This is a genomic window from Rhodococcus sp. GXMU-t2271 (genome assembly GCF_041414735.1).
In the GTDB taxonomy this organism is placed as follows: domain Bacteria; phylum Actinomycetota; class Actinomycetes; order Mycobacteriales; family Mycobacteriaceae; genus Rhodococcus; species Rhodococcus indonesiensis.
On the sequence record NZ_JAUIZP010000036.1, the window covers coordinates 64,528 to 87,263 of the forward strand.

The window sequence follows — 22,736 nt, forward strand, 5'->3', positions numbered from 1 at the left end:
GCCGATGTATCCCGATGTCCGTCCCCGCAGGCTGCGCACCACCCCGGCAATGCGCCGGCTGGTGGCCGAAACGTCCCTCGAGCCGCGGCATCTGGTGCTCCCGATGTTCGTCGCCGACGGCCTCGACGCGCCGCGGGAGATCCCGTCGATGCCCGGCGTGTACCAGCACACCCCCGATTCGCTGCCCGCCGCGGCGACCGCGGCGGTCGAGGCCGGCGTGGGTGGGCTGATGCTCTTCGGCGTGCCGCGCGCCGAGGACAAGGACGCCCGCGGATCGGGCGGCACCGACCCGGACGGCGTGCTCAACCGTGCGCTGCGGGACCTGCGCGCCGAACTCGGCGATGCGACGGTCCTGATGGCCGACACGTGCCTCGACGAGTTCACCGACCACGGTCACTGCGGCGTCCTGGGCGCCTCGGGTGAGGTGGACAACGACGCCACCCTCGAGCGGTACGCGGAGATGGCCGTCGCCCAGGCCGAGGCCGGCGCGCATCTGCTCGGTCCGAGCGGGATGATGGACGGTCAGGTCGCGTCCATCCGCGCGGCGCTCGACGCCGCGGGGCATCAGGACGTGGGGCAGATCGCGTATTCCGCGAAGTACGCCTCCGCGTTCTACGGACCGTTCCGGGACGCGGTGGGGTCCTCGCTCGAGGGCGATCGGCGCACCTACCAGCAGGATCCGGCGAATCGCCGGGAGGCGCTGCGCGAGGTCGATCTCGACCTCGCCGAAGGCGCCGACGTGGTGATGGTCAAGCCCGCGATGGCGTATCTCGACGTGCTGCGCGAGGTCGCCGACCGTTCGGACGTGCCCGTCGCGGCGTATCAGATCTCGGGCGAGTACGCGATGATCACCGCCGCCGCGCAGAACGGCTGGATCGACCGGGACGCGGCGATCCTGGAGTCGCTGACGAGCATCCGTCGCGCCGGTGCCGACATCGTGCTCACGTACTGGGCGGCCGAGGTCGCGGGCCGGCTCTCGTGAGCACGCCCGAACCGTCGCAGTGGCCCGGGCCGCCGGACACTCCGCCCGGTCCGGCACCGGCGCAGCGGCGCCCCACGCCCGTGGACGTCGAGACCGCGTTCCAGTTGTGGTGCGCGGTCGCGGTCCTGGGGTTGGTGTACCTCGGCGCGAGTGTGCTGCTGATGTGGGAGCGCAGAGACGAGTTCGTCGATCAGATGACGGCGGAACTGGCCCGGCAGACACCCCCGGTGGACATGCCGCGGGAGACGGTGGAGTCGTTGCTGCCGTTGGGATTCGGCATCACCGCCGTCCTGGGTCTGGTGTTCACCGGCCTGTTCCTGCTCGTGGCCTTCGCGATGCGCCGCGGCCGGAACTGGGCGCGCATGCTGCTCACGATGATCGGTGTCTTCCTGACCGTCACGGCGATCCCGACGGTGTTCGGCGTGGGTGCGCTGGGCGGCGGTGCCGGGCTCGTGATCGGTCTGGTGAGCATCCTGCAGGGGGTGTGTTCCGTCGGGGCGATCGTGCTCATGCACCGCCGCGAGTCGAATCTGTACTTCCTCCGGTTGCCCCCGAGCTGACCCGACGGGCGCACGGAGTACGGTGTCTGACGACCCACGGCCCGCGCGGTCGTTTCCGACGAGCGAAGAGGACTTTCATGCAGGTGGAGCCCCGGCCGTACGGTCGTCGTCGCGAGCTGGTCCTGATCGGCCTCATCGCCGTCCTGGGCGTGGTGACGCTGGTGCTGGTCGTCGTTCCGGGCATGCTCAGCGCCTGACCGCGACGTGAACGAGCCGACCGAGCCCCGCTTCCACGAACCCGGTGGCCGTTGGCGCACCGTGGCATTCGGGCCGGTGCTGTGCGCCGTCGCGCTCGTCGTGGAACTGGCGACCGGGCCGGTGGTGCACTGGGTCGCGCTGCCGGTGATCGCTCTGGTGCTCAGCGGCTTCGCGTACGTGATGGTCGTCGCGGCCCGACGGCACGTGAGCGTGGAGCTGACCGCGAAGACGCTGCGCCTCGGGACCGAGGAACTGCCGGTCGAGGAGATCGATGCGGTGCTGCCCGCGGCCGATCCCCGGGCCCTGGATCCCGAGCGCTGGGAGACCGCGCGGCCGCTGGGCGAGCTGTCGAACGTGCCGCGGGGCCGGACGGCCGTCGGCCTGCGGTTGCGGGGTGGCGCCCTGGTGCGGGCGTGGGCCAGGGACGACGAGCGGCTGCGGTCCGAACTCGAGGCCTTGCTGGCCGAGCGCACCGATCCCCCTTGCCCTCATACCCCCTAGGGGTACGATACGAGTATGGCCGGATACACCCCGCACCAGGAGGACCTGCTCAAGCGCCTGCGCCGCATCGAGGGGCAGGTCGCGGGCATCGCCCGGATGATCGAGGACGACCGCTACTGCATCGACGTCCTGACCCAGGTCTCCGCCGTCACCAAGGCCCTGCAGACGGTCTCGCTCAAGCTGCTCGACGCGCACCTGGCCGGCTGCGTCGTCGACGCCGCGCGGCAGGGCGGACCGGAGGCCGACGCGAAGATCCAGGAGGCCTCGGACGCCATAGCGCGCCTCGTCCTCAAACCCTGACCACCGAGGAGCCCGACCGGCATGCGGATCGCCCACGCACTGTGCGCTGCGGCGCTGGCCTGCGTCCTGACCGCATGTACGTCCGAGGAGCCCGCGCGGACCGTGCGCTCGGGCGCGCCCGCCCCGGTCCCCGCCGCGGGAACCCCACCGCGGGTCACCGTCACCACCGTCGTCGACGGTCTCGACCATCCGTGGGACGTGGTGCAGGCCCCCGACGGGACGTTGCTGACCGGTGAACGCTCGGGCCGGTTCGTCGTCCGCCGGCCCGACGGGCGCGTCGAGGAGCTGCGCGCCGACCTGTCGGACCTGTACGCGGTGGGGGAGACCGGGCTCATGGGCGTCGCGCTCGCCCTCGATTTCGAGGACAGCCGCACCGTGTACACGTGCCAGGGGCACCGCGACCCCGACGACGTCCGCGTCTACGCCTGGACCGTCGATCCCGGCTGGACCACCATGACGCGGCAGCGCACCGTCGTCGAGGGGCTGCCGGTCGCCCGCGGCGGCCGCCACGCCGGCTGCCGCATCCTCGTGCACCCGGACGGCACCCTGTACATCGGCACGGGCGACGCCACCCGCCCGACGGCGCCGCAGGATCCCGGCAGCCTCGGCGGCAAGGTGCTGCACCTGAACCCCGACGGGACGCCGGCCCCCGGCAACCCGGACCCGGGCAGCGTCGTGTTCACCCTCGGCCACCGCAACGTGCAGGGGCTGGCGCTGCAGCCCGGCACCGGCCGGCTCTACTCGGTCGAACAGGGCAGCAGCCGCGACGACGAGGTCAACCTGCTCGTGCCGGGCGGCAACTACGGCTGGCGCCCCGACCGGGAACCCGGCACGTACGACGAGTCGGTGCCGATGACCGATCCCGAGCGCGTCCCCGGAGCGATCCCGGCGGTGTGGAGTTCCGGATCGCCCACCATCGCCACCCCCGGGCTGGCGTTCGCGGCCGGACCGCAGTGGGGCCCGTGGTCCGGTGCACTCGTCGTCAGCAGCCAGCAGGGCGAGAAGCTGCTGCTGCTGCGCCTGTCCGACGACGGCCGCAGCGTGACCGAATCGGCCGCACTGCTCGAGGGGGAGTACGGGCGCCTGCGGTCGCTCACCCCACTGCCCGACGGTTCGCTCCTCGTCACCACCGACAACGGCTCCGACGACAGGGTGCTGCAGGTCGCCCCCGTCTAACGCGCCCCCGGGTCGACGCGCCGCGCGCCCGCGCCGTCCTCGCCCAGCCGATCGCCCGGATTGAACAGTGTGCAGGCCTGCAGCGACAGGCAGCCGCAGCCGATGCACCCCGCCAGCTCGCGCTGCATCCGGTCGATCGCCTGCTTGCGTTCCTCGAGTCGCTCGTGCCATGCCCGCGAGATGCGCATCCAGTCCCGCCGGGTCGGGGGCCGTTCGGCCGGCAACGCCGAGAACACCTCGGCCACCTCGACCAGCGGAATGCCGAAGCGGGTCGCCAACTGGATGATCGAGATTCGCCGGATCGTGTGCCGGGGGAAGCGGCGTGTGCCGCCTGCGGTGCGGTGTGCCGTCACGAGTCCCAGCGACTCGTAGTAGCGAATCGCAGACACGGCAGCTCCCGTGCGCCGGGAGACCTCACCGATTGCCAGCAGTTCTTCGCTCGTGCGGCTCATCACGACTCCGTTCCCCGCTCTTGATCTCGAGTGCACTTGAGACTCTACAGTCACCGTCATACAAGGATCCACGACTCGTCCCGGCACCTGGTCGGAACTTCTCGGGCGCGAATACCTCGGTACGGCAGCGGTTCTCGCTGGTGGAGTTGCCCTCTATGCCACCAACGTGTACCTCACCGCGAGCCTGCTGCCGACCGCAGTCGAGGAGATCGGCGGTCACGCCTACTACGCGTGGACGGCGACGGTGTTCCTCCTCGCGTCGGTGGTCTCCTCGACGACCGTGGCCCGGATCCTCGCCGTACGCGGACCCCGGGGCGCCTACCTCCTGGGGCTGGGGGCTTTCGCGGCCGGCACCCTCGTGTGCGCGCTCGCCCCGTCCATGGAGACGCTGCTGGCGGGCCGGGCGGTCCAAGGACTCGGCGGCGGCCTGCTCGCCGGACTCGGCTACGCAGTCCTGAACAGTGCTCTGCCCGAACGCCTCTGGAGCCGCGGCGCGGCGCTCGTGTCGGCGATGTGGGGTGTGGGGACCTTCGCGGGACCCGCCGTCGGCGGCGTGTTCGCCCAGTTCCACGCCTGGCGATGGGCGTTCGGCGCGTTGCTGGTCTGCACGCTCGCGGTCGCAATCGCGGTGCCCTTCACCCTGCCGGCGCACGCCCGCGGATCGCGCGCTGCCGGCAGGATTCCGCTCGGTTCGCTGGCCCTCCTCACCGCCGCGACCCTGGCGGTCAGCGCGGCCGCCGTCGTGACCGGCGGTGCGTCCACGATCGCCCTGCTCGCGGTCGCGTCCGCTGCCGTGGTCGCGTTCGTCGCCGTCGACCGTCGCAGCCCCCACGGCATCCTGCCGGCGGCGACATTCACCACCGCCAGGCTGCGCTGGGTGTACCTGACGATCGCAGGGCTGGCGGTCGTCTCGACCGCCGAGACGTTCGTTCCGTTGTTCGGGCAGCGCCTCGCCGGCCTCGCGCCGCTGGCGGCCGGCTTCCTCGGTGCCACCCTCGCGGTGGGGTGGACTCTCGGTGAGATGCCGAGCGCCTCGGCGTCCGCGCCCCGGGCCGTGCACCGCATCGTAGTGAGTGCTCCGGTGCTCGTCGGCCTCGGCCTCGCGCTCATGGCGGCCGCCGTGCGTGACGAGGCCGGACCGGCTGCAGTCGCGGCGTGGGTCACGGGACTGGTCGTCGCGGGCGCGGGCATCGGCATCGCGTGGCCGCACCTTGCGGTCGCCGCGATGAACGCCGTCCCCGACCCGCGCGAAAGCGGCAAGGCGTCCGCTGCGATCAACACCGTCCAGTTGATCGCGAACGCGTTCGGCGCAGCACTGGCCGGAGTCCTGGTCAACGCGGGACAACCGTCCGGCGTGCGTTCGGCGCGGCTGCTGCTGTTCGGGTTCGCCGCCGTGGCGGTGCTCGGCATGCTCGCCGCCCGCCGGGCGGTTCCGGCGCGCGGCGAGCGGCTCCGGTCGGCACCCGCGGACGCTACCGCAGCGGAACCCGAACGAATCTGACGCCGTCGCGCGTGTCGTCACCGTCCGGTGCGGCCCGTGTCCGTAGCATCGCCGGGATCCGGCGAAGAGGAGATGCGCGTGCGAATCTCGGGGAGCTGCGCGGCGGCGATCGCAGTCGGTCTGCTCGCGGCCGGGGCGCCCGGCGCCCACGCCGCGCCGCCCACGGCAGGCGCGCTGCCGGCGTCGACCGTGACGCCGCTGATGGAGGGGCTGAACAAGCCGTGGGACGTCGTCGCCGCTCCGGACGGCACGATCCTGACCGGGGAACGCCGGGGCCGCTTCGTGGTCCGGGATCCGGACGGTGCCGTCCGGGAGGTGCGCGCCGACCTGTCCGACCTGTACGCCGAGGGCGAGACCGGCCTGATGGGTCTGGCGCTGGCGGCGGATTTCGGGACGAGCCGGACCCTCTACAGCTGTCAGGGCCACCGCGGTCCCGACGGCACCGACATTCGGGTGCAGTCCTGGACGGTCGATCCCGGATGGACGGAACTGACCCGTGGCGCCACCGTGCTCGCCGGCATCCCGGTCGGGCAGGGCGGCCGTCACGGCGGGTGCCGGCTGTTCGCCCATCCCGACGGGTCGCTGTTCGTCGGGACGGGCGACACCGCCCACCCCCAGGTGCCTCAGGACCGGAACAGCCTGGGCGGCAAGGTGCTCCACATCGATCCGGACGGCACCCCGGCGGCGGGAAACCCCGACCCGGACAGTCCCGTGTTCACTCTCGGCCACCGCAACGTGCAGGGGCTGGCGCTGCGTCCCGGTACGGGCGAGCTCTATGCCGTCGAACAGGGCACCGTCCGCGACGACGAGGTGAATCTCCTGCAGCCCGGCGGCAACTACGGCTACCGCCCCGACCGCTTCCCGTTCGTCTACGACGAGTCGGTGCCCATGACCGATCCGGCCCGCGTTCCGGGAGCGATCGGGGCCGTGTGGAGTTCCGGTGCCCCCACCCTCGCGACTCCCGGCGGCACCTTCGTCACCGGTGCCGGCTGGCAGGGCTGGGACGGCGCGCTGGTGATCACGAGCCAGCAGCAGGAGAAACTCCTGTTCCTCGAACTGACCGCCGACGGGCGGTCGGTGGACGAGACCGCGACCGCGCTCGAAGGGCAGTTCGGCAGGCTGCGGTCGGTGACCGCACGGCCCGACGGCGCGCTGCTCGTCACGACGGACAACGGCCGCGACGACCGGGTCCTGCTGGTGGAACCCGCCGCCGACTGAGAGGGCGAGACGAATGTGCTCACCGGCCGTGCTGGACCGGGCGTACCGCGAAATCGAGGACGGCCGGGCGCGATTCGGCCGCCGGTCCTTCCTCGCGGCCCTCGGCGTGAGCGCCGCGGGTCTGGGCGCGGCGACCGCCGCCGCGGCGCCGGCACGAGCCGGCGGGGACACCGCCGCCGTGCGGGCCGACACGGTGATCGACCTGACCCACACGCTGACCCCGCAGTTCCCGGTATGGCCCGGCAACGAACAGTTCGCGATGCGTCCCGTGGCCACGTTCGACACCGGGCGATTCGCCGTCAACGCGATGTCGCTGTGGGAGCACACCGGCACCCACCTCGACGCCCCGGCCCACATCGTGCGCGGCGGCGCCACCGTCGAGGCGCTGCCGGTGCGCGACTTCGTGGCTCCGCTCGCCGTCGTCGACATCGCCGGCAAGGCCGCGCAGGACGACGACGCGGTGGTCACCGTCGACGACGTGGCGGCATGGGAACGGCAACACGGCCCGATCCCGCCGGGCGCCCTCGTCGTGATGCACTCGGGGTGGGAGGCCCGCCTCGCCGACCCCGCCCGCTTCGTCAACGCCGACGCACTCCGCATCCCGCACGCACCGGGCTTCGACCGCGATGCGGTGCGCATGCTCGTGCACGAACGGAACGTCGTGGGACTCGGCGTCGACACCCTGAGCCTCGACCGGGCGGGCGACGTCGGCGCCCACGTGGAGCTGCTCGGCGCGGGCCGCTACGGCATCGAGGCGATGGCGAACCTCGCCACCGTGCCGCCGCGCGGCGCGACCGTCGTCGTCGGCGCGCCCAAGCACGCCGGCGGCACCGGTGGGCCGTGCCGGGTACTGGCGCTGGTCTGAATCCGGCACCCGGCCCGACACGGTCAGCCGAGGCGACCGGCGTCCGTGGCGTCGAGCATCGCCGACCCGAGCAGATGCTCCGGCACGCCGAGGCCCTCGACGAGGGCCGGCACGTGGGGACGCAGGGTCCGGCAGCGCTCGTTGATGCCGCGCAGCACCGCCTTCGCCCGTTCCACCGACAGCTGCCGGTGCTCCATGTACCAGGCCTTGTCCTCGTCGATGACGCTGAGCGCGTAGAGGTCGCACAGGTCCGACAGCAGCTCGCGGGCCTCCGCGTCGGGACACGACTCGATCCCGGCGACGAACGCCTCGAGCACGACCCGGTCGATGTGGGCGCGCGCCGCGTGCAGCACGTGGTCCTGCACGAAGTTGAACGCGTCGAACAGGTTCTCCTCGCGGTTCGACGCGGCCTGCAGTCGCCGCGCCGCCGTCGAGAGCAGGTACTGTTCCCGGTCCTCGAACATCGTCATCTGCGTGCCCCGGTCGAAGAGGCTGCCGTCCTCCTCGTTGTCCTTCCGGGTGTCGACGAGCGTCTGGAGGATCTGCTGCGCGGCGGTGCGCTTCTTGACGATGTCCGACACCGTGACGGCGGCGAACTTCATCCATTCCACCGGGCTCATGCCACGGACCTCGTCCGCGTAGGCGGTGAGCAGTTCCTTGGCGACGAGCTGGGTCAGCACGTGGTTGTCGCCCTCGAACGTGGTGAACACGTCCGTGTCCGCCTTCAGCGCGGTGAGCCGGTTCTCGGCCATGTACCCGGCGCCGCCGCAGGCCTCACGGCACTCCTGGATGGCGCGCGTCGCATGGGCGGTGTTGGCGACCTTCAGCCCGGCCGCGCGACCCTCGAGCTCACGCTGCTCCTGCGGATCCACCTCCTCGACGGGCGTGGTCTGGATCCGGTCCATGGTGGAGATCAGCTCGTTCTGCGCGAAGGTCAGCGCGTACGACCTGGCGATGAGCGGCAGCAGGCGACGCTGATGAACCAGATAGTCCATCAGCAGCACTTCCTTCTCGTCACCGGGAGCGCTGAACTGGCGGCGCTGCAGCGCATATCGCGTGGCGACGGACAGCGCGACGCGGGCCGCGGCACCCGCCGAGCCGCCGACGGTGACCCGGCCCCGCACGAGGGTGCCCACCATGGTGAAGAAGCGGCGGTTCGGATTCTCGATCGCCGAGACGTAGGTGCCGTCGGCCTCGACGTCGGCGTACCGGTTGAGCAGGTTCTCCCGCGGAATCCGCGCGTGGTCGAACATGATCCGGCCGTTGTCCACGCCCGGCAGGCCGCCCTTGTAGCCGCAGTCGGACGTGGTGACGCCGGGCAGGTCGTCACCGTTCTCGTCGCGGATCGGCACGACGAAGCAGTGCACGCCCTGGGACTTGCCCCCGGTGATCAGCTGCGCGAACACCGCGGCGACCGTCGCGTGCTGCGCCGCCCCGCCGATGTAGTCCTTGCGCGAGGACGGGGTCGGGGAGTGGATGACGAACTCCTCGGTGCCCGGGTCGTACGAGGCCGTCGTCTCGAGTGACTGGACGTCGGAGCCGTGGCCGGTCTCGGTCATCGCGAAGCAGCCGAGCAGGTCGAGGTCGATGAGGGGGTTGATGTAGCGGTCGTGGTGGCGGGCCGTGCCGAGATTCTCGATCGCGCCGCCGAACAGGCCCCACTGCACCCCGGCCTTGACCATCAGGGACAGGTCCGACATGGCGAGCATCTCGATCGACGCCACCGCGCCGCCGGCGTCGCCGCCGCCGCCCACCGCTTTCGCGAAGCCCGCCCGGGCGTAGCCGGATTCCGCGAGCATCCGCATCTGCTTCAGCGTGATCGCCCGGGCCTCGTCCAGGTCCGGGGTGTAGTGCGGGGCGAACTCGGGCCGGTCCAGGTCCGTGCGTGCCCGCTCGCGCGCCTGCCGCCACGCGCCGTCCAGGGTGATGCGGATGTGCTCAGCTGCGGTCGTCATGAAACGACACTAGGACGATTCGGGCCCTTCGTGTGGGTATGTGAGAACGTCGGTATCGGCTGCGGCATGCGCCCAGTCCGTCGGGACGTCCGCGCCCCCTTCCGGACTGACCCGGGTACCCACGCGCGCGAGCAGCGGAGTCGGGGCGATCGGCCCGGCGAACAGTGCCTGACCGAGCCCGAAGGTCGTGGCGCGGCGCAGCATCGCCGGGGGGACGTGGGAGAACAGGTGGGACAGCTCCTCGATGTCGGTGCTGCCGTTCATGCGCATCAGGAGCAGGTTGTCGCACTGGGAGACGACGTTCGGATGCACCTTCCCCGGACGCTGCGTCGCCACGAACAGGTGCAGCCCGAACTTGCGTCCCTCACCGGCGATGAGCACTCCCAGGTCCGCGGTGCTCGACAACAACGGATCCGCCGTGACCGACGGCAGGATGTTGTGGGCCTCGTCCACCACGAGGAGCATCGGCAGGCGCCGCCGTCGCAGCATCCACACCCGGCCCAGCAGCCCGAGCGACACCGCGGCCCGCTCCCCGGGGGTGTTCAGGCTGCCGAGATCGATCACGAAGCACCGGCCCGCGCTCACGTCGAGTTCGGCGGCCGAGCGTTCCTCCCCCCGCCGCCACAGATCCCACGACGCGATCCCCAGATTGTCGATGCGGGTCGCCAGACGCCCCGTCTCAGGGTCCGCGGCCGCCGCGGACCGCACGTCCGCGACGGAGTAGGGGGCGTCGAGGGCGGCGGTGACGCGGCGCAGCGCCGAGTACTCGTCGAGGTCGTGCACCGGGTCCAGACGCAGCAGCAGGGCCTGCGCGACGAGGGGTAGGTCGCTCAGATCCAGGCACAGCAGGTGGTCGGCGCCGGTGCCGCGGGCCCGTACCACCCGCACGCCGGCGGCGGCCCGGCGATGCCGCTGCGCGACGGGGGACTCGTCCTCCGGATCCCGCAGGCGGCCGAGGTGCACGTGGTCGGAGTTGGGATCGAGCACCACGATCGGCAGGGTCGTCGCGGCGAGCAGCCGCTCGAGGACCGCCCCGGTGGTGTACGTCTTGCCGGAGCCGGACTGGCCGCACATGAAGGTGTGCCGGGCGAAGCCCGCCGGGTGCAGCCGCGCGGCCACGGCCGGGGTGTGCAGCAGGGTGCCGACGTCGAGGGTGCCGGTCAGGGCGGCCGCGAGCGTCGCGGTCTCGGCCGCGGTGGCCGGCCGCACATGCCGCTCGGGGAACGGTGCGACTTCCGGCGTGGCGGCGAACCGGCCGTCGCCGAACACGCCGAGCACACTCGCGGACCCCGCCAGCGTCCGCACCATGGCGCGGCCGCGCACGGAGCGCACCGGCAGACCCGGTTCGTCCACGTCGACGTCGACGTCTGCGCCCTCGCGCTCGACGATGCGCGCGCTGCGGACCTGCACGGCGAGACGGCGCTCGTCGTCGAGTTCGACGACCGCGAATCCGCCGACCTCCAGGCCGACGTCCACCGGTCCGGTGAGAAGTACCTCACGTCCGTCGGCGGACAACGCGGCGGTGACGACCCGGAACCGGTCGGCGAGGGCGGTACGGACGTCGTCGAACGAGACCATGGTCACATTCCTACCGCAACGACCGCCGTTGCAGGGGCCGCGCCTTTTGGCAAATCCCGCGAAACTGGGACACTGGAGGTCGTGACTGCGACCCCCGATGCATCTCGCGCCCGCGACTCCGTATCCACCGCACTGTTCGACCGGGCGTCGAAGGTGATTCCCGGGGGTGTGAACTCTCCGGTCCGCGCATTCGGATCGGTCGGCGGCACCCCGCGCTTCGTCGCCTCCGCATCGGGCTGCACGCTGACCGACGTGGACGGGAATTCGTATGTCGACCTGGTGTGTTCGTGGGGGCCGATGATCCTCGGCCATGCGCACCCGGTCGTCGTCGACGCGGTGCGCAGTGCCACCACGACCGGACTGTCGTTCGGCGCGCCGACCGCCGGCGAGGTGGAACTCGCGGAGGAGATCGTGGCCCGCGTCGAGCCCGTCGAGCAGGTCCGGCTCGTCAATTCCGGTACCGAGGCGACGATGAGCGCGGTGCGGCTGGCGCGCGGATTCACCGGCCGGACCAAGATCGTCAAGTTCGCGGGCTGTTATCACGGTCACGTCGACGCCCTGCTCGCCGACGCCGGATCCGGCGTCGCCACCTTCGGGCTGCCGACGTCGCCGGGGGTGACGGGCGCTCAGGCCGAGGACACCATCGTCCTGCCGTACAACGACCTCGAGGCGGTGCGCGCGGCGTTCGCGGCCGAACCGGGGAAGATCGCGGCGGTGATCACCGAAGCCGCTGCCGGCAACATGGGCACCGTCCCGCCGGTGCCCGGCTTCAACGCCGGTCTGCGCGAGCTGACCCGCGAGCACGGCGCGCTGCTGATCATGGACGAGGTGATGACCGGGTTCCGGGCGGGACCGGCCGGGTGGTACGGCATCGACGGCGTCGCCGGTGACCTCATGACGTTCGGCAAGGTGATGAGCGGCGGACTGCCCGCGGCCGCATTCGGTGGCCGCGCCGACGTGATGGCTCATCTCGCGCCGGCCGGGCCCGTCTACCAGGCCGGCACCCTGTCGGGCAATCCGGTCGCCGTCGCGGCCGGCCTCGCCAGCCTGCGCGCCGCCGACAGCGACGCCTACGCCGCGCTCGACCGCAACGCCACCACCCTCGGACGGATGATCGGTGAGGCACTGACGGCGGAGGGCGTGGCCCACCGGGTCCAGTTCGCCGGCACCATGCTCAGCGTGTTCTTCACCGAGGAGCCGGTCACCGACTACGCGCAGGCCAAGGCCGCGCAGACGTGGCGGTTCCCGGCCTTCTTCCATGCCCTGCTCGACCACGGTGTCTACGCCCCGCCGAGCGCGTTCGAGACGTGGTTCGTCTCGTCCGCGCTCGACGACGACGCGTTCTCCCGCATCGCCGACGCACTGCCGCACGCCGCGAAGGCCGCGGCAGCCGCCACCGCCTGAGCGCGCCCCTTCCAGGCCGTCCACCCGCCGCACACCCGAGGAACTCCCACGTGACCGAACCTGCCCCGTCCGAGACCCGCACCATCGTGCACGTGCTCCGGCACGGCGAGGTGCACAACCCCAGTGGCATCCTCTACGGCCGGCTGCCCGGTTTCCGGCTGTCCGTGACCGGGGAGGCGCAGGCCCGGTCGGTGGCCTCGGCCCTCGCCGACCACGACATCGCGCACATCGTCGCCTCCCCGCTCGAGCGGGCCCAGCAGACCGCCCAGCCCATCGCGGACAAGCACGGCCTGCCCGTGGCGACGGACGAGAACCTCGTCGAGGCGGGCAACCAGTTCGAGGGCCTGCGAGTGGCCGTGGGCGACGGGGCGCTGCGCCGCCCGCGGCACTGGTGGAAGCTGCGCGATCCGTTCACCCCGTCGTGGGGTGAGCCCTACCTGCAGATCGCGCACCGAATGCTGGCCGCGGTCAACGCCGCGCGTGTCGCAGCCGTGGGACGCGAAGCCGTGTGCGTGAGCCACCAGCTTCCGGTGTGGACCCTGCGCCGCTTCCTCGAAGGGGAACGGCTGTGGCACAACCCGCAGCACCGGCAGTGCAGCCTGGCGTCGCTGACCTCGCTGGTGTACCAGGGCGACACCCTCGTCGACATCGTCTACTCCGAACCGGCCGGGGCCTCGGACCCGACCGTCCACGGCGCATGAGACGCCGGGCCACGCGACGGGCGGCGCTGGCGGCGACGGCGCTGGCCTGCAGCGTCGTCCTCACCTCGTGCGCGACCGGCGACGACGCCGTCGCCACCGGCGGCACCTTCGACTTCGTCTCGCCGGGCGGTCAGACCCGGATCTTCTACGACCCGCCCGCCGAACGCGGCACCCTCGGGACGCTCACGGGTGAGGACCTGATGAACGAGGGCGAGACGATCTCGCTCGACGACTACGCCGGCCAGGTGGTGGTGCTCAACGTGTGGGGCCAGTGGTGTGCCCCGTGCCGTAGCGAGGCCGACGACCTCGAACAGGTCTACGAGGCCACCGAGGACCAGGGCGTGCAGTTCCTCGGCATCAACGTCCGCGACAACCAGCGCGACAAGGCCCAGGACTTCGTCGTCGACAACCGGGTCGGTTACCCGTCGATCTACGACCCGTCGATGCGCTCGCTGCTGGCGCTCGGGGCGAACTACCCGACGTCGGTCGTCCCCACCACGGTCGTCCTCGATCGTGATCATCGCGTCGCGGCGGTCTTCCTCACCGAACTGCTCGCGAGCGATCTGCAGCCGGTCGTCGAGCGGATCGCCGCGGAAACCCCCGCCGAGCAGTGACATGGGTGGTGCAGTCGTGAGCAGCAATCCGCTCGTGAGCGAGGCCGTCCTCGCCGCGGGCATCGGGGACACCTTCCAGTCGGTCGCCTCGTCCGGCCCGCTGCTGCTGGCCCTCGGAGCGTGCCTGCTGGCCGGGCTGGTGTCCTTCGCCTCGCCCTGCGTGGTGCCGCTCGTGCCCGGCTACCTGTCCTATCTGGCCGGGGTCGTGGGCGCCGAGGCGCCGGCGGTCACCGCCGCCGAGGCGCGTGGACGCACCACCACCGTCCGCGACGACGGCCGGCTACGCGTCGCCGGGGCAGCCGCGCTGTTCGTCGCCGGATTCACGGTGGTGTTCGTCCTCGCCACCGCGTCGGTGTTCGGGGCGATCTCCGCGCTCTCCGTCAACCGCGAGCTGCTGATGCGGATCGGCGGGGTGGTCACCATCGTGATGGGGCTGGTGTTCGTCGGCCTGATCCCGGCCCTGCAGCGCGACACCCGCCCCGAACCCCGGCGAATCTCCGGGCTGGCCGGCGCGCCGCTGCTCGGCGGCGTCTTCGCCCTGGGCTGGACGCCGTGCCTCGGCCCCACCCTCGCCGGGGTGATTTCCCTGGCCGCCGGCACCGAGGGCACCACCGCCGCCCGGGGCGTCGCGCTCATCGTGGCGTACTGCCTCGGTCTCGGGCTGCCCTTCGTCGTTCTCGCGCTGGGCTCCGCCCGGGCCCTGCGCGGGGTGGGCTGGTTGCGCGCCCACGCCCGCACCGTCCAGCTCGTCGGCGGCTTCATGCTCGTGGCCGTCGGAATCGCCCTCGTCACCGGCGCCTGGGACGTGTTCGTCTCCTGGATCCGGGACGCCTTCATCTCCGAGGTCACGCTCCCGATATGACGGCCACCGACACACCCACCGCCCCACCGTCACCGACCCCGCCGCGGCAGGGCCCGGCCGGCCGCGCCGCGGCGTTCGTCCGCAACACCTGGCGCGGCCTGACGTCGATGCGCACCGCGCTGGTGCTGCTGTTCCTGCTCGCGCTGGCCGCGATCCCCGGCGCGCTGCTGCCGCAGCGCAGCCTCAACGCCGGCAAGGTCGACGAGTACATCGCCGCGCGCCCGACCCTCGGGCCGCTGATGGACCGGCTGGAGCTGTTCGACGTGTTCGGCAGCTTCTGGTTCACCGCGATCTACGTGCTGCTGTTCGTCTCCCTGATCGGCTGCATCCTGCCGCGCTGCACCGAGTACTACCGGGCGCTGCGAACCCGGCCCGTGCCGGCGCCGCGCAACTTGTCGCGACTGCCGCACCACCTCGAGGCCACGGTCGACGGCACCCCGGAGGAGGTGCTCGCCCGGGTACGGGGTCAGCTGCGGGGCTGGCGCATCGCCGAGCGCGGCGACGAGCCGGGCGCCCGCCGGGGCGCGCGCGACGGGGAACTCACCCTCTCGGCGGAGAAGGGATACCTGCGCGAGGCCGGCAACCTGCTGTTCCACCTCGCGCTGGTGGGGCTGCTCGCCGCCGTCGCGGTGGGCAAGCTGTTCGGCTACGAGGGCCAGCGCATCCTGGTCGCCGACGGCGAGGAGTTCTGCACCAGCTCGCCGGCGGCGTTCGACTCCTTCCGCGCGGGCAACACCCTCGACGGCACGGGCCTGACTCCGATGTGCATCCGCGTGAAGGACTTCTCCGCGGACTATCTCGACAACGGCCAGGCCGAGATGTTCACCTCGAACATCGACTACCAGGCGGGGGCCGACCTGGCGACGAACACCTGGCGCGAGGCCCAGCTGAAGGTGAACCATCCGCTGCGGGTCGGCAGCGACCGCGTCTACCTGCAGGGCCACGGCTTCGCGCCGTCCTTCACGGTGACCTGGCCCGACGGCGAGACCCGCACCGAGAAGCTGCAGTGGCGACCGGACGACGCGACCACCTTCCTCAGCAGTGGCGCGATGCGCTTCGATCCGCCGGGCGGGATGTACCCGGATGCCGACGAGCGGCGGCGCAACCAGATCGCGATCGAGGGACTGTTCGCCCCCACGGCGGTGTTCCACGGCAACCTGTTGTCCTCCGGCTACCCGGCGCTGACCGATCCCGCCGTCGCGATCGACATCTACAAGGGCGACACGGGTCTCGACACCGGCACTCCGCAGTCGCTGTTCTCCCTGAACGGCGAGCTGATCAACCAGGGCCGGCTCGTCAAGCAGGACCGTGTGAACCTGTATGCGGGGGAGAGCGTGACGCTCGCCGACGGGACGCAGATCCGGTTCGACGGCGCGACCGACTTCGTGAACCTGCAGGTCTCCCACGACCCGGCGCAGACGTGGGTGCTGCTGTCGGCCGTCACGATGATGGCGGGGCTGCTGGTGTCGCTGGTGATCAAGCGCCGCCGGATCTGGGTGCGGGTCTACCCGGCCGGTACAGTGGTCGACGGGGAACGACGTACCGTAGTAGAACTCGGTGGTCTCGCCCGGACCGATCAGGCCGGATGGGGTGACGAGTTCGAGCGTCTGACCGGCCGACTGCTCGGCGACGACACGACCGCACGTGCGAAGGCAGCACAGGAGAAGAAGGCATGACCCTCAACGAGACCCTCGCGCAGTACAGCGACTGGGCGTTCGAATCGGCGTTCGCGGTGCTGGTGCTGGCGCTGGTGCTGCTGATCGCCGAGTACGCGTCGCACCGGGCCGACCTCGTCGCCGAGCGCGAGCGCAAGCTCGTCGCCGTGGGCGCTGCCGAACCGCCGTCGGAGCCGGCCGGACCGGGCCGGGTGGCGGAGGTGCAGGGCCGGACGCTGTCCGAGCGTCTCGGCAACATGGGGCGCGCACTCGTCGTCGTGGTGGCTGCCCTGCAGGTGACGTCGATCGTGCTGCGCGGGCTGTCCACCGAGCGCTTCCCGCTCGGCAACATGTACGAGTTCGTGGCCATGGCATGCGCCGCGGCGGTGCTGTTCGGGCTGGTGGTGCTGCGCAAGCCGGCCTACCGGATCATGTGGGTCTACCTGCTCGTGCCGGTGCTGATCCTGATGTTCCTCGCGGCGACCGTGCTGTACGCCGACGCCGCCCCCGTCGTGCCCGCCCTGCAGTCGTTCTGGCTGCCCATCCACGTGACCATCATCAGCGTCGGCAGCGGCATCTTCCTGGTCTCCGGCGTCGCCAGCCTGCTGTTCCTGCTGCGCATCCGGTTCCCGAAGGGCGAGGAAGGCCGCGGCGTGTTCGGCCGGATCGCCGAACGCCTGCCCGACGCGCAGACCCTGGACCGTCTCGCCTACCGCACCACCATCATCGGGTTCCCGCTGTTCGGTGCCGGCATCATCCTGGGCGCGATCTGGGCCGAGGCCGCGTGGGGCCGGTTCTGGGGCTGGGATCCCAAGGAGACCGTCTCCTTCATCACCTGGGTGATCTACGCGGCGTACCTGCACGCCCGCGCGACGTCGGGCTGGCGCAACACCCGCGCGGCCTGGATCAACGTCGCCGGGTTCGTCGCCATGCTGTTCAACCTCTTCATCATCAACATGGTCGTCTCCGGTCTGCATTCGTACGCCGGCCTGAACTGATCTGTTATCGTCCGCGTCGGCCGGGCCGTGGGGGACCGGGGACGGGGGACGACAGCGTGGTGCCGCAGGAGAGCGAGCGGGCGGGGACAGCACAACCGTCGGCGCGGGATCTGGACGCGTCGCTGCTCGTGAACCGGGTGCAGTCGGCGCCCGCGCGGGGGTGGCGCCGGGCCGTGTACCGCGGCACCGGCGGGCGCATCGATCCCGGCGACGGCCGACGGGACCGGCAGCGGCGTGAGTTGACAGAGCAGGTGCGCGGACCGCTCCGGGGCTGCTACCGGATCGCGCTGCTGAGTCTGAAGGGCGGGGTGGGAAAGACCACCGTCACGGTCACGCTCGGATCCACATTCGCGTCCCTGCGGGGCGACCGGGTGGTCGCGGTGGACGCCAATCCCGACCGGGGGACGCTCAGCCAGAAGGTCGCCGACCGGGCCTCGGGAACCGTGCGTACCCTGCTGCGCGACGAGGCGCGCATCCGTCGCTACAGCGATGTCCGGGCCCATACGTCACAGAATCGGCACCGGCTCGAGGTGCTAGCCTCGGACAGCGATCCGGCCGTCTCGGAAGCGTTCAGTGCGCGGGACTACGAGCGGACGCTGGCCGTCCTCGAACGGTTCCACACCATCGTGCTCACCGACTGCGGCACGGGACTGATGCACTCGGCGATGCGGGCGATCCTCGAGAACGCGGACACGCTGGTGGTGGTCAGTTCCGGATCGGTGGACGGGGCGCGCAGTGCCTCGGCGACGCTGGACTGGCTCGACGCGCACGGCTACCGGGACCTGGTGGCCCGCTCGGTGGCGGTGGTCAACGCCGTGCGGCCCCGGTCCGGCAAGGTGGACGTGGACCGGCTGGTCGAGCACTTCGCCCGGCGCTGCCGCGGCGTCCACGTACTACCGTTCGATCCGCACCTCGAGGAGGGCGCGGAGGTCGACCTGGCCCGGCTGCAGCCACGCACCCGGCGGGCGCTGCTGGAACTGGCGGCGGGAGTCGCCGCCGACTTTCCGCGGCGAGGTGACCTGGGCCGGCCCGCCGGCGGGAGATGACCCCCGGGCGAGCGCAGCGACGGGAGAGAACCGCAGGCGAGCGCAGCGACGGGAGAGAACCGCAGGCGAGCGCAGCGACGGGAGAGAACCGCAGGCGAGCGCAGCGACGGGAGAGAACCGCAGGCGAGCGCAGCGACGGGAGAGAACCGCAGGCGAGCGCAGCGACGGGAGAGAACCGCAGGCGAGCGCAGCGACGGGAGAGAACCGCAGGCGAGCGCAGCGACGGGAGAGAACCGCAGGCGAGCGCAGCGACGGGAGAGAACCGCAGGCGAGCGCAGCGACGGGGTCGCTCCGCCGCGAGCGCAGCGACGGAGCGGGCGCCGCGGTCCGAGGGTCAGTCTCCGGGGTCCTGCTCGGGGCCGGGGGTGCCGTCGGTGGAATTGCGACGGAACTGCCGGTCGACCTCCCACAGGAAGTCCGGGTCGTCGTCGGGGCCGATCACGCGGGTCGGCTGGGAGCGAAGTCCGGGACCGAACGCCTTCCACAGCAGCACCGCAATCGTGAGGGCACCGACTATGGCCAACAGGTAGAGCACCACGCACCTCCTCGCCGCGAGCAGTCCGCCGGCGTTTCCGTGGCCGGCCGGGCCTGCTCTTTCAGTCTATTCGTAGCGGCGAGGGTGTCGGTGCGCCCCCGGTCCCCGATCAGGAGTGCGGCCCGGTCAGCGGGGGGTGGCTTCGGTGGTGAGGGAGCGCAGCAGCGCCAGCACCTCGGACTCCCGGAAGCGGCGATGACCGCCCGGGGTACGCAGCGAGCCGAGCCGGCCGGCGTGAGCCCAGCGGGTGACCGTCTTCGGGTCCACGTGGAACAGGGCCGCGACCTGGCCGGGGGTCAGCAGGGATTCCTTCGCGCCGTTGAATGCGGGTGCGCTCATCGATGGTCCTTCCGGGTGTTTCGTCTCGTTCGGATCGTCGTGGCCATGTTGACACCGAATACCCTGGTTGCTCGAACGGTCTACCGTTGGTAAAGCGGAAGTAATAGACAAAACGGACGGTCGACCAGATGGACCGCTGCCCGCGGCGGTTACCCTGGACAGGTGAGTGAAGCATCGCAGAACCGCCCTGACCAGCCCGGAAATCCCGGCCGGCCCGGCAACGCCGGCACCGACAGAGGCACCTTGGCCCGGGACGTCGCCCTCTATTCGCTGGCCCGCCTGCTCCTCGTCCTCGTGCTCGCCGTGGTGATCCTCTACCTTCCCCGTCTGTTCGGGGTGGAGATCCCCCTGCTGGTCGCTGCGCTCTTCGCGGTGCTGATCGCGCTGCCGCTCTCGCTCGTCGTGTTCGCGCCCCTGCGCCGCCGGGTGAACGCGGGCATCGCGTCCGTCGACGCGCGTCGCCGCGCCGACCGGGCCGACCTCCAGTCCCGGCTGCGCGGCGAGGATCGTAGGTGAGTGAAGGCGTCGTCGACCGCAGTGCGTCGCGGGAGTGGGTGGATCGTGCCGTCCAGCTGATCGAAGCCGACTCCCAGCGCAGCGCCGACACGCATCTCCTGCGCTATCCGCTGCCCCCCGAGTGGGGGGTGCAGCTGTACCTCAAGGACGAGTCCACGCACATCACCGGCAGTTTGAAGCACCGGCTCGCGCGATCGCTGTTCCTCTACGCCATCTGCAACGGCTGGGTGCGCGCGGACACCCCGATCATCGAGGCGTCTTCCGGCTCGACTGCCGTCAGCGAGGCGTACTTCGCCAAGCTGCTCGGCCTCGACTTCGTCGCGGTGATGCCGCGGAGTACCAGCCCGGCGAAGGTCGCACTCATCGAGGCGCAGGGTGGACGGTGCCACTTCGTCGACCGGCCGCCGGAGATCTATACCGAGGCGCGCCGGCTCGCCGCCGAGCTGGGCGGTCACTACATGGACCAGTTCACGCACGCGGAACGAGCCACCGACTGGCGCGGCAACAACAACATCGCCGAATCGATCTTCACCCAGCTGCAGCTCGAGGAGCATCCGATCCCGGAGTGGATCGTCGTCGGCGCCGGCACCGGCGGCACCAGCGCCACGGTCGGCCGGTACATCCGGTATCGCCGGCACCGTACCCGGCTGGCCGTCGTCGATCCCGAGAATTCCGCGTTCTACGGCGGGTACGAGACGGGCTCGGTGGACTACACGACGGGCATGCCGTCGCGTATCGAGGGCATCGGCCGGCCCCGGGTGGAGCCGTCGTTCGTCGGTCAGGTGGTGGATCGGATGATCCGGGTGCCGGACGCCGCGTCGATCGCCGCGATGCGGCACGCGAGCGAGGCCCTGGGCCGCCGCGTCGGGGGCTCGACCGGGACAAATCTCTGGGGTGCGTTCGGTCTGATCGCGGCGATGATCGCCGACGGCCGGTGCGGCAGCGTCGTCACCCTGCTGTGCGACGGCGGGGAGCGCTACGCGGGCACCTATTTCGACGACGACTGGGTGGCCGGCGAGGGTCTGGACCTGACGGGCCCCGCTGCGACGCTCGAGGAGTTCACGGCCACCGGCAGATGGCGGGCGTGATCCCCGCCATCCGGACCTTACGAGCCCGTAGCCTACGGTTGCGTAGGTTCGGTATCGTGAGGACATGGAACGTCCCGCCGTGTCCCTGGACAACTACGAAGCCGTCTACGACTTCTACCTCGGGCACCGGCAGAACCGGCCCGTCGCCCAGGCCGCCTACGCCCTGCTCGCCGCCCGGTATCGCCCCCGGGTGCACTACGCCCGGGACGTCCGCGATCGCCTCCGGGAACTCATCCGGGCTCGGACGCCCCTCCTGATCGTCGCCAACCATCTGACCCACAGCGATCAGTACGTCCTCGCGGCGACGGCGTGGCGCTCGCCGCTGCGCCCGGTGATCGGCAGGACGCGGGTGCTGGCGAAGGACGAGCTGTTCGCCGACGAGTCGCAGCGCCGCAAGATCGACATGATGGGCGGGATCCCGGTCTTCCGGGCCAAGAATCACGGCCTACGGGCGGTCTCCGACGCCGGACGCCGGATGATGGACGTCTCCGCCGCCCGGCTGCATCACGGCGACAGCGTCGCGATCTTCCCGGAGGGCACCTGCAACGAGGGCGACCCGACGCGGTTGCAGCCGCTCGGAACCGGCATCGGCCACATCGTCCGCCGGGCGCGCGACCTGGGGGCGCGACCCGCCCTGGTGTGCGTCGGGATCGGGTACGGGCCGGGCAAGGACCCGTCGCGCCCGGCGAGTGTGTTCCTCACCGGCCCGGTCACCGACCTCGACGGCAAGGTCCGCGACGTCACGCGCCTGGTGCAGGACGAACTGCAGCGTGCCGTGGACGCTGCCGTCGCGCGGTACTGATCAGCTCGGCCGGACCCGGCCTGTCAACTTCTGTTGACGTTCGTCGGATGTCAACGTAAATTGACGTCATGACCGAGGCCACCACACTCGCCGCCGCCGCCGGAAGCCCCGACCCCGCAGAGGGGCTGCGGGCCGTGCGCGCCCTGCGACGGTTGCTCGAGCGGCTCGAGGCGATCCAGGTCGACAACGCCCGCCGACAGGGCTGGTCGTGGCAGGCGATCGCCGACGCACTCGAGGTGAGCAGGCAGGCCGTCCATCAGAAGTACAACCGGAAGCGTGGGTGATCCGCCGTGTTCGAACGATTCACCGCCGGCGCGCGAGCCGCCGTCGTCACCGCGCAGGAGGAGGCCCGGGAGCTGGACGCCCGACGAATCACGCCGGCCCACCTGCTGCTCGGCGTCCTCGGCACCGCGGACGTGACGCTCCGTGACCTGCTCGCCGACCTGGGGCTCACCGCCGGGACCGTGCGCAGCGAACTGGCGCGGGACGCCGGGATGCTCGGCGACGAGGACGCCGCCGCCCTCGGAGCCATCGGCATCGACCTCGATTCCGTCCGGGCCAGGCTGGAGGAGAGCTTCGGCGAGGGCGTCCTCGACCGCGGACCCGGCGGGGGCCGGCTGGGGCCGTTCGCGCGGCACATGCCGTTCGATCCGGCCGCGAAGAAGTCCTTGCAGCTCGCCCTGCGGGAAGCTCTCGCGCGCCGGGACCGCGTCATCGGCTGCGAGCACTTGCTGCTCGGGATCCTGCGTTCCGACGACGAACGTGCCTGCACCCTGGTCGAGTCACACGTCTCTCGCAAGGTCCTGCGCGACCGTCTGCGCGACTACCGGGGCCGGGCGGCCTGACGTCCGAGTCTGCGACCGCGCCGCGGGAGCCGGATGTGGAACAGT

The 22,736-nt window shown here is 71.6% G+C and carries 25 protein-coding genes; 20 read left to right on the plus strand and 5 right to left on the minus strand.

Translation table 11 applies throughout. The annotated features are described in order from the left end of the window. Nucleotides 1-4 precede the first annotated feature (4 nt). From hemB to QYS60_RS14200, 5 genes are all read left to right on the plus strand, one after another. On the plus strand, nucleotides 5-982 hold the full coding sequence (gene hemB / locus QYS60_RS14180; protein WP_371383469.1) for a porphobilinogen synthase: 978 nt from the start codon (nucleotides 5-7) through the stop codon (nucleotides 980-982). Then, nucleotides 979-1,542, plus strand: a complete 564-nt coding sequence (locus QYS60_RS14185; protein ID WP_081005231.1) for a hypothetical protein — start codon at nucleotides 979-981, stop codon at nucleotides 1,540-1,542. The genes hemB and QYS60_RS14185 overlap by 4 nt, the downstream gene beginning before the upstream one ends. A 204-nt stretch (nucleotides 1,543-1,746) precedes the next feature. After that, nucleotides 1,747-2,241 carry a hypothetical protein gene (locus tag QYS60_RS14190; protein WP_371383470.1) on the plus strand — a complete coding sequence of 165 codons (495 nt, stop codon included), beginning with the start codon at nucleotides 1,747-1,749 and terminating at the stop codon, nucleotides 2,239-2,241. Between the two features lie 15 nt (nucleotides 2,242-2,256). Then, nucleotides 2,257-2,541 (plus strand): metal-sensitive transcriptional regulator, encoded by a 285-nt coding sequence (locus QYS60_RS14195; RefSeq protein WP_003937563.1) that lies wholly within the window; start codon nucleotides 2,257-2,259, stop codon nucleotides 2,539-2,541. Between the two features lie 21 nt (nucleotides 2,542-2,562). Beyond that, nucleotides 2,563-3,717: a sorbosone dehydrogenase family protein gene (locus QYS60_RS14200; protein ID WP_371383471.1), complete on the plus strand. Its 1,155-nt coding sequence runs from the start codon at nucleotides 2,563-2,565 to the stop codon at nucleotides 3,715-3,717. On the opposite strand, the gene soxR is transcribed toward QYS60_RS14200, so the two are convergent. Beyond that, nucleotides 3,714-4,169 carry a redox-sensitive transcriptional activator SoxR gene (soxR, locus tag QYS60_RS14205; RefSeq protein WP_003937565.1) on the minus strand — a complete coding sequence of 152 codons (456 nt, stop codon included), beginning with the start codon at nucleotides 4,167-4,169 and terminating at the stop codon, nucleotides 3,714-3,716. The two genes, QYS60_RS14200 and soxR, sit on opposite strands and share 4 nt — an antisense overlap. 58 nt (nucleotides 4,170-4,227) lie before the next feature. Here soxR and QYS60_RS14210 point away from each other — a divergent pair, with 58 nt between their 5' ends. The 3 genes from QYS60_RS14210 (at nucleotide 4,228) to QYS60_RS14220 (ending at nucleotide 7,753) form a co-directional block, all read left to right on the plus strand. After that, nucleotides 4,228-5,670: an MFS transporter gene (locus QYS60_RS14210; protein WP_371383507.1), complete on the plus strand. Its 1,443-nt coding sequence runs from the start codon at nucleotides 4,228-4,230 to the stop codon at nucleotides 5,668-5,670. Nucleotides 5,671-5,742: 72 nt separating this feature from the next. After that, nucleotides 5,743-6,888 (plus strand): sorbosone dehydrogenase family protein, encoded by a 1,146-nt coding sequence (locus QYS60_RS14215; protein WP_371383508.1) that lies wholly within the window; start codon nucleotides 5,743-5,745, stop codon nucleotides 6,886-6,888. A gap of 13 nt (nucleotides 6,889-6,901) precedes the next feature. Next, complete coding sequence (locus QYS60_RS14220; RefSeq protein ID WP_371383472.1) at nucleotides 6,902-7,753, plus strand: cyclase family protein; 852 nt, start codon at nucleotides 6,902-6,904, stop codon at nucleotides 7,751-7,753. 23 nt (nucleotides 7,754-7,776) lie between these two features. On the opposite strand, the gene QYS60_RS14225 is transcribed toward QYS60_RS14220, so the two are convergent. Together QYS60_RS14225 and QYS60_RS14230 are read right to left on the minus strand one after the other, a co-directional pair. Next, nucleotides 7,777-9,708 (minus strand): acyl-CoA dehydrogenase, encoded by a 1,932-nt coding sequence (locus tag QYS60_RS14225; RefSeq protein WP_371383473.1) that lies wholly within the window; start codon nucleotides 9,706-9,708, stop codon nucleotides 7,777-7,779. 9 nt (nucleotides 9,709-9,717) lie between these two features. Next, nucleotides 9,718-11,286: an ATP-binding protein gene (locus QYS60_RS14230; RefSeq protein WP_371383474.1), complete on the minus strand. Its 1,569-nt coding sequence runs from the start codon at nucleotides 11,284-11,286 to the stop codon at nucleotides 9,718-9,720. 81 nt (nucleotides 11,287-11,367) lie between these two features. Here QYS60_RS14230 and hemL point away from each other — a divergent pair, with 81 nt between their 5' ends. The 7 genes from hemL to QYS60_RS14265 are packed head-to-tail and all read left to right on the plus strand — an operon-like array spanning nucleotide 11,368 to nucleotide 18,566. After that, the gene (gene hemL, locus QYS60_RS14235) at nucleotides 11,368-12,690 is read left to right on the plus strand and encodes a glutamate-1-semialdehyde 2,1-aminomutase (RefSeq protein WP_371383475.1); all 1,323 of its coding nucleotides are present in this window, start codon (nucleotides 11,368-11,370) and stop codon (nucleotides 12,688-12,690) included. 50 nt (nucleotides 12,691-12,740) lie between these two features. Continuing rightward, complete coding sequence (locus tag QYS60_RS14240; RefSeq protein WP_003937572.1) at nucleotides 12,741-13,391, plus strand: histidine phosphatase family protein; 651 nt, start codon at nucleotides 12,741-12,743, stop codon at nucleotides 13,389-13,391. Further along, a complete protein-coding gene (locus QYS60_RS14245; RefSeq protein ID WP_003937573.1) occupies nucleotides 13,388-14,005 on the plus strand; it encodes a TlpA disulfide reductase family protein in 618 nt (205 codons plus the stop codon). Before QYS60_RS14240 ends, QYS60_RS14245 begins: the two co-directional genes overlap by 4 nt. A 1-nt stretch (nucleotide 14,006) precedes the next feature. Then, nucleotides 14,007-14,867: a cytochrome c biogenesis CcdA family protein gene (locus QYS60_RS14250; protein ID WP_289377867.1), complete on the plus strand. Its 861-nt coding sequence runs from the start codon at nucleotides 14,007-14,009 to the stop codon at nucleotides 14,865-14,867. Further along, a complete protein-coding gene (locus QYS60_RS14255) occupies nucleotides 14,864-16,543 on the plus strand; it encodes a cytochrome c biogenesis protein ResB (protein ID WP_371383476.1) in 1,680 nt (559 codons plus the stop codon). The genes QYS60_RS14250 and QYS60_RS14255 overlap by 4 nt, the downstream gene beginning before the upstream one ends. Beyond that, a complete protein-coding gene (gene ccsB, locus QYS60_RS14260) occupies nucleotides 16,540-17,520 on the plus strand; it encodes a c-type cytochrome biogenesis protein CcsB (protein WP_003937576.1) in 981 nt (326 codons plus the stop codon). The genes QYS60_RS14255 and ccsB overlap by 4 nt, the downstream gene beginning before the upstream one ends. After that, nucleotides 17,517-18,566, plus strand: coding sequence for a MinD/ParA family protein (locus QYS60_RS14265; protein WP_371383509.1), 1,050 nt, complete (start codon nucleotides 17,517-17,519; stop codon nucleotides 18,564-18,566). Before ccsB ends, QYS60_RS14265 begins: the two co-directional genes overlap by 4 nt. Before the next feature lie 334 nt (nucleotides 18,567-18,900). Here QYS60_RS14265 and QYS60_RS14270 read toward each other — a convergent pair whose 3' ends face one another. After that, the gene (locus QYS60_RS14270) at nucleotides 18,901-19,104 is read right to left on the minus strand and encodes a hypothetical protein (RefSeq protein WP_003937578.1); all 204 of its coding nucleotides are present in this window, start codon (nucleotides 19,102-19,104) and stop codon (nucleotides 18,901-18,903) included. A 123-nt stretch (nucleotides 19,105-19,227) separates the two neighbouring features. After that, a complete protein-coding gene (locus tag QYS60_RS14275) occupies nucleotides 19,228-19,440 on the minus strand; it encodes a BldC family transcriptional regulator (protein WP_289379462.1) in 213 nt (70 codons plus the stop codon). Nucleotides 19,441-19,602: 162 nt separating this feature from the next. Here QYS60_RS14275 and QYS60_RS14280 point away from each other — a divergent pair, with 162 nt between their 5' ends. From QYS60_RS14280 to QYS60_RS14300, 5 genes are all read left to right on the plus strand, one after another. Next, the gene (locus QYS60_RS14280; protein WP_003937580.1) at nucleotides 19,603-19,956 is read left to right on the plus strand and encodes a DUF4229 domain-containing protein; all 354 of its coding nucleotides are present in this window, start codon (nucleotides 19,603-19,605) and stop codon (nucleotides 19,954-19,956) included. Then, complete coding sequence (locus tag QYS60_RS14285; protein WP_371383477.1) at nucleotides 19,953-21,044, plus strand: PLP-dependent cysteine synthase family protein; 1,092 nt, start codon at nucleotides 19,953-19,955, stop codon at nucleotides 21,042-21,044. Before QYS60_RS14280 ends, QYS60_RS14285 begins: the two co-directional genes overlap by 4 nt. Before the next feature lie 64 nt (nucleotides 21,045-21,108). After that, the gene (locus QYS60_RS14290; protein WP_371383478.1) at nucleotides 21,109-21,846 is read left to right on the plus strand and encodes a lysophospholipid acyltransferase family protein; all 738 of its coding nucleotides are present in this window, start codon (nucleotides 21,109-21,111) and stop codon (nucleotides 21,844-21,846) included. Nucleotides 21,847-21,914: 68 nt separating this feature from the next. Then, nucleotides 21,915-22,130: a hypothetical protein gene (locus tag QYS60_RS14295; RefSeq protein WP_003937583.1), complete on the plus strand. Its 216-nt coding sequence runs from the start codon at nucleotides 21,915-21,917 to the stop codon at nucleotides 22,128-22,130. Between the two features lie 6 nt (nucleotides 22,131-22,136). Continuing rightward, complete coding sequence (locus QYS60_RS14300; RefSeq protein WP_371383479.1) at nucleotides 22,137-22,691, plus strand: Clp protease N-terminal domain-containing protein; 555 nt, start codon at nucleotides 22,137-22,139, stop codon at nucleotides 22,689-22,691. The last annotated feature ends 45 nt before the right edge of the window (nucleotides 22,692-22,736 follow it).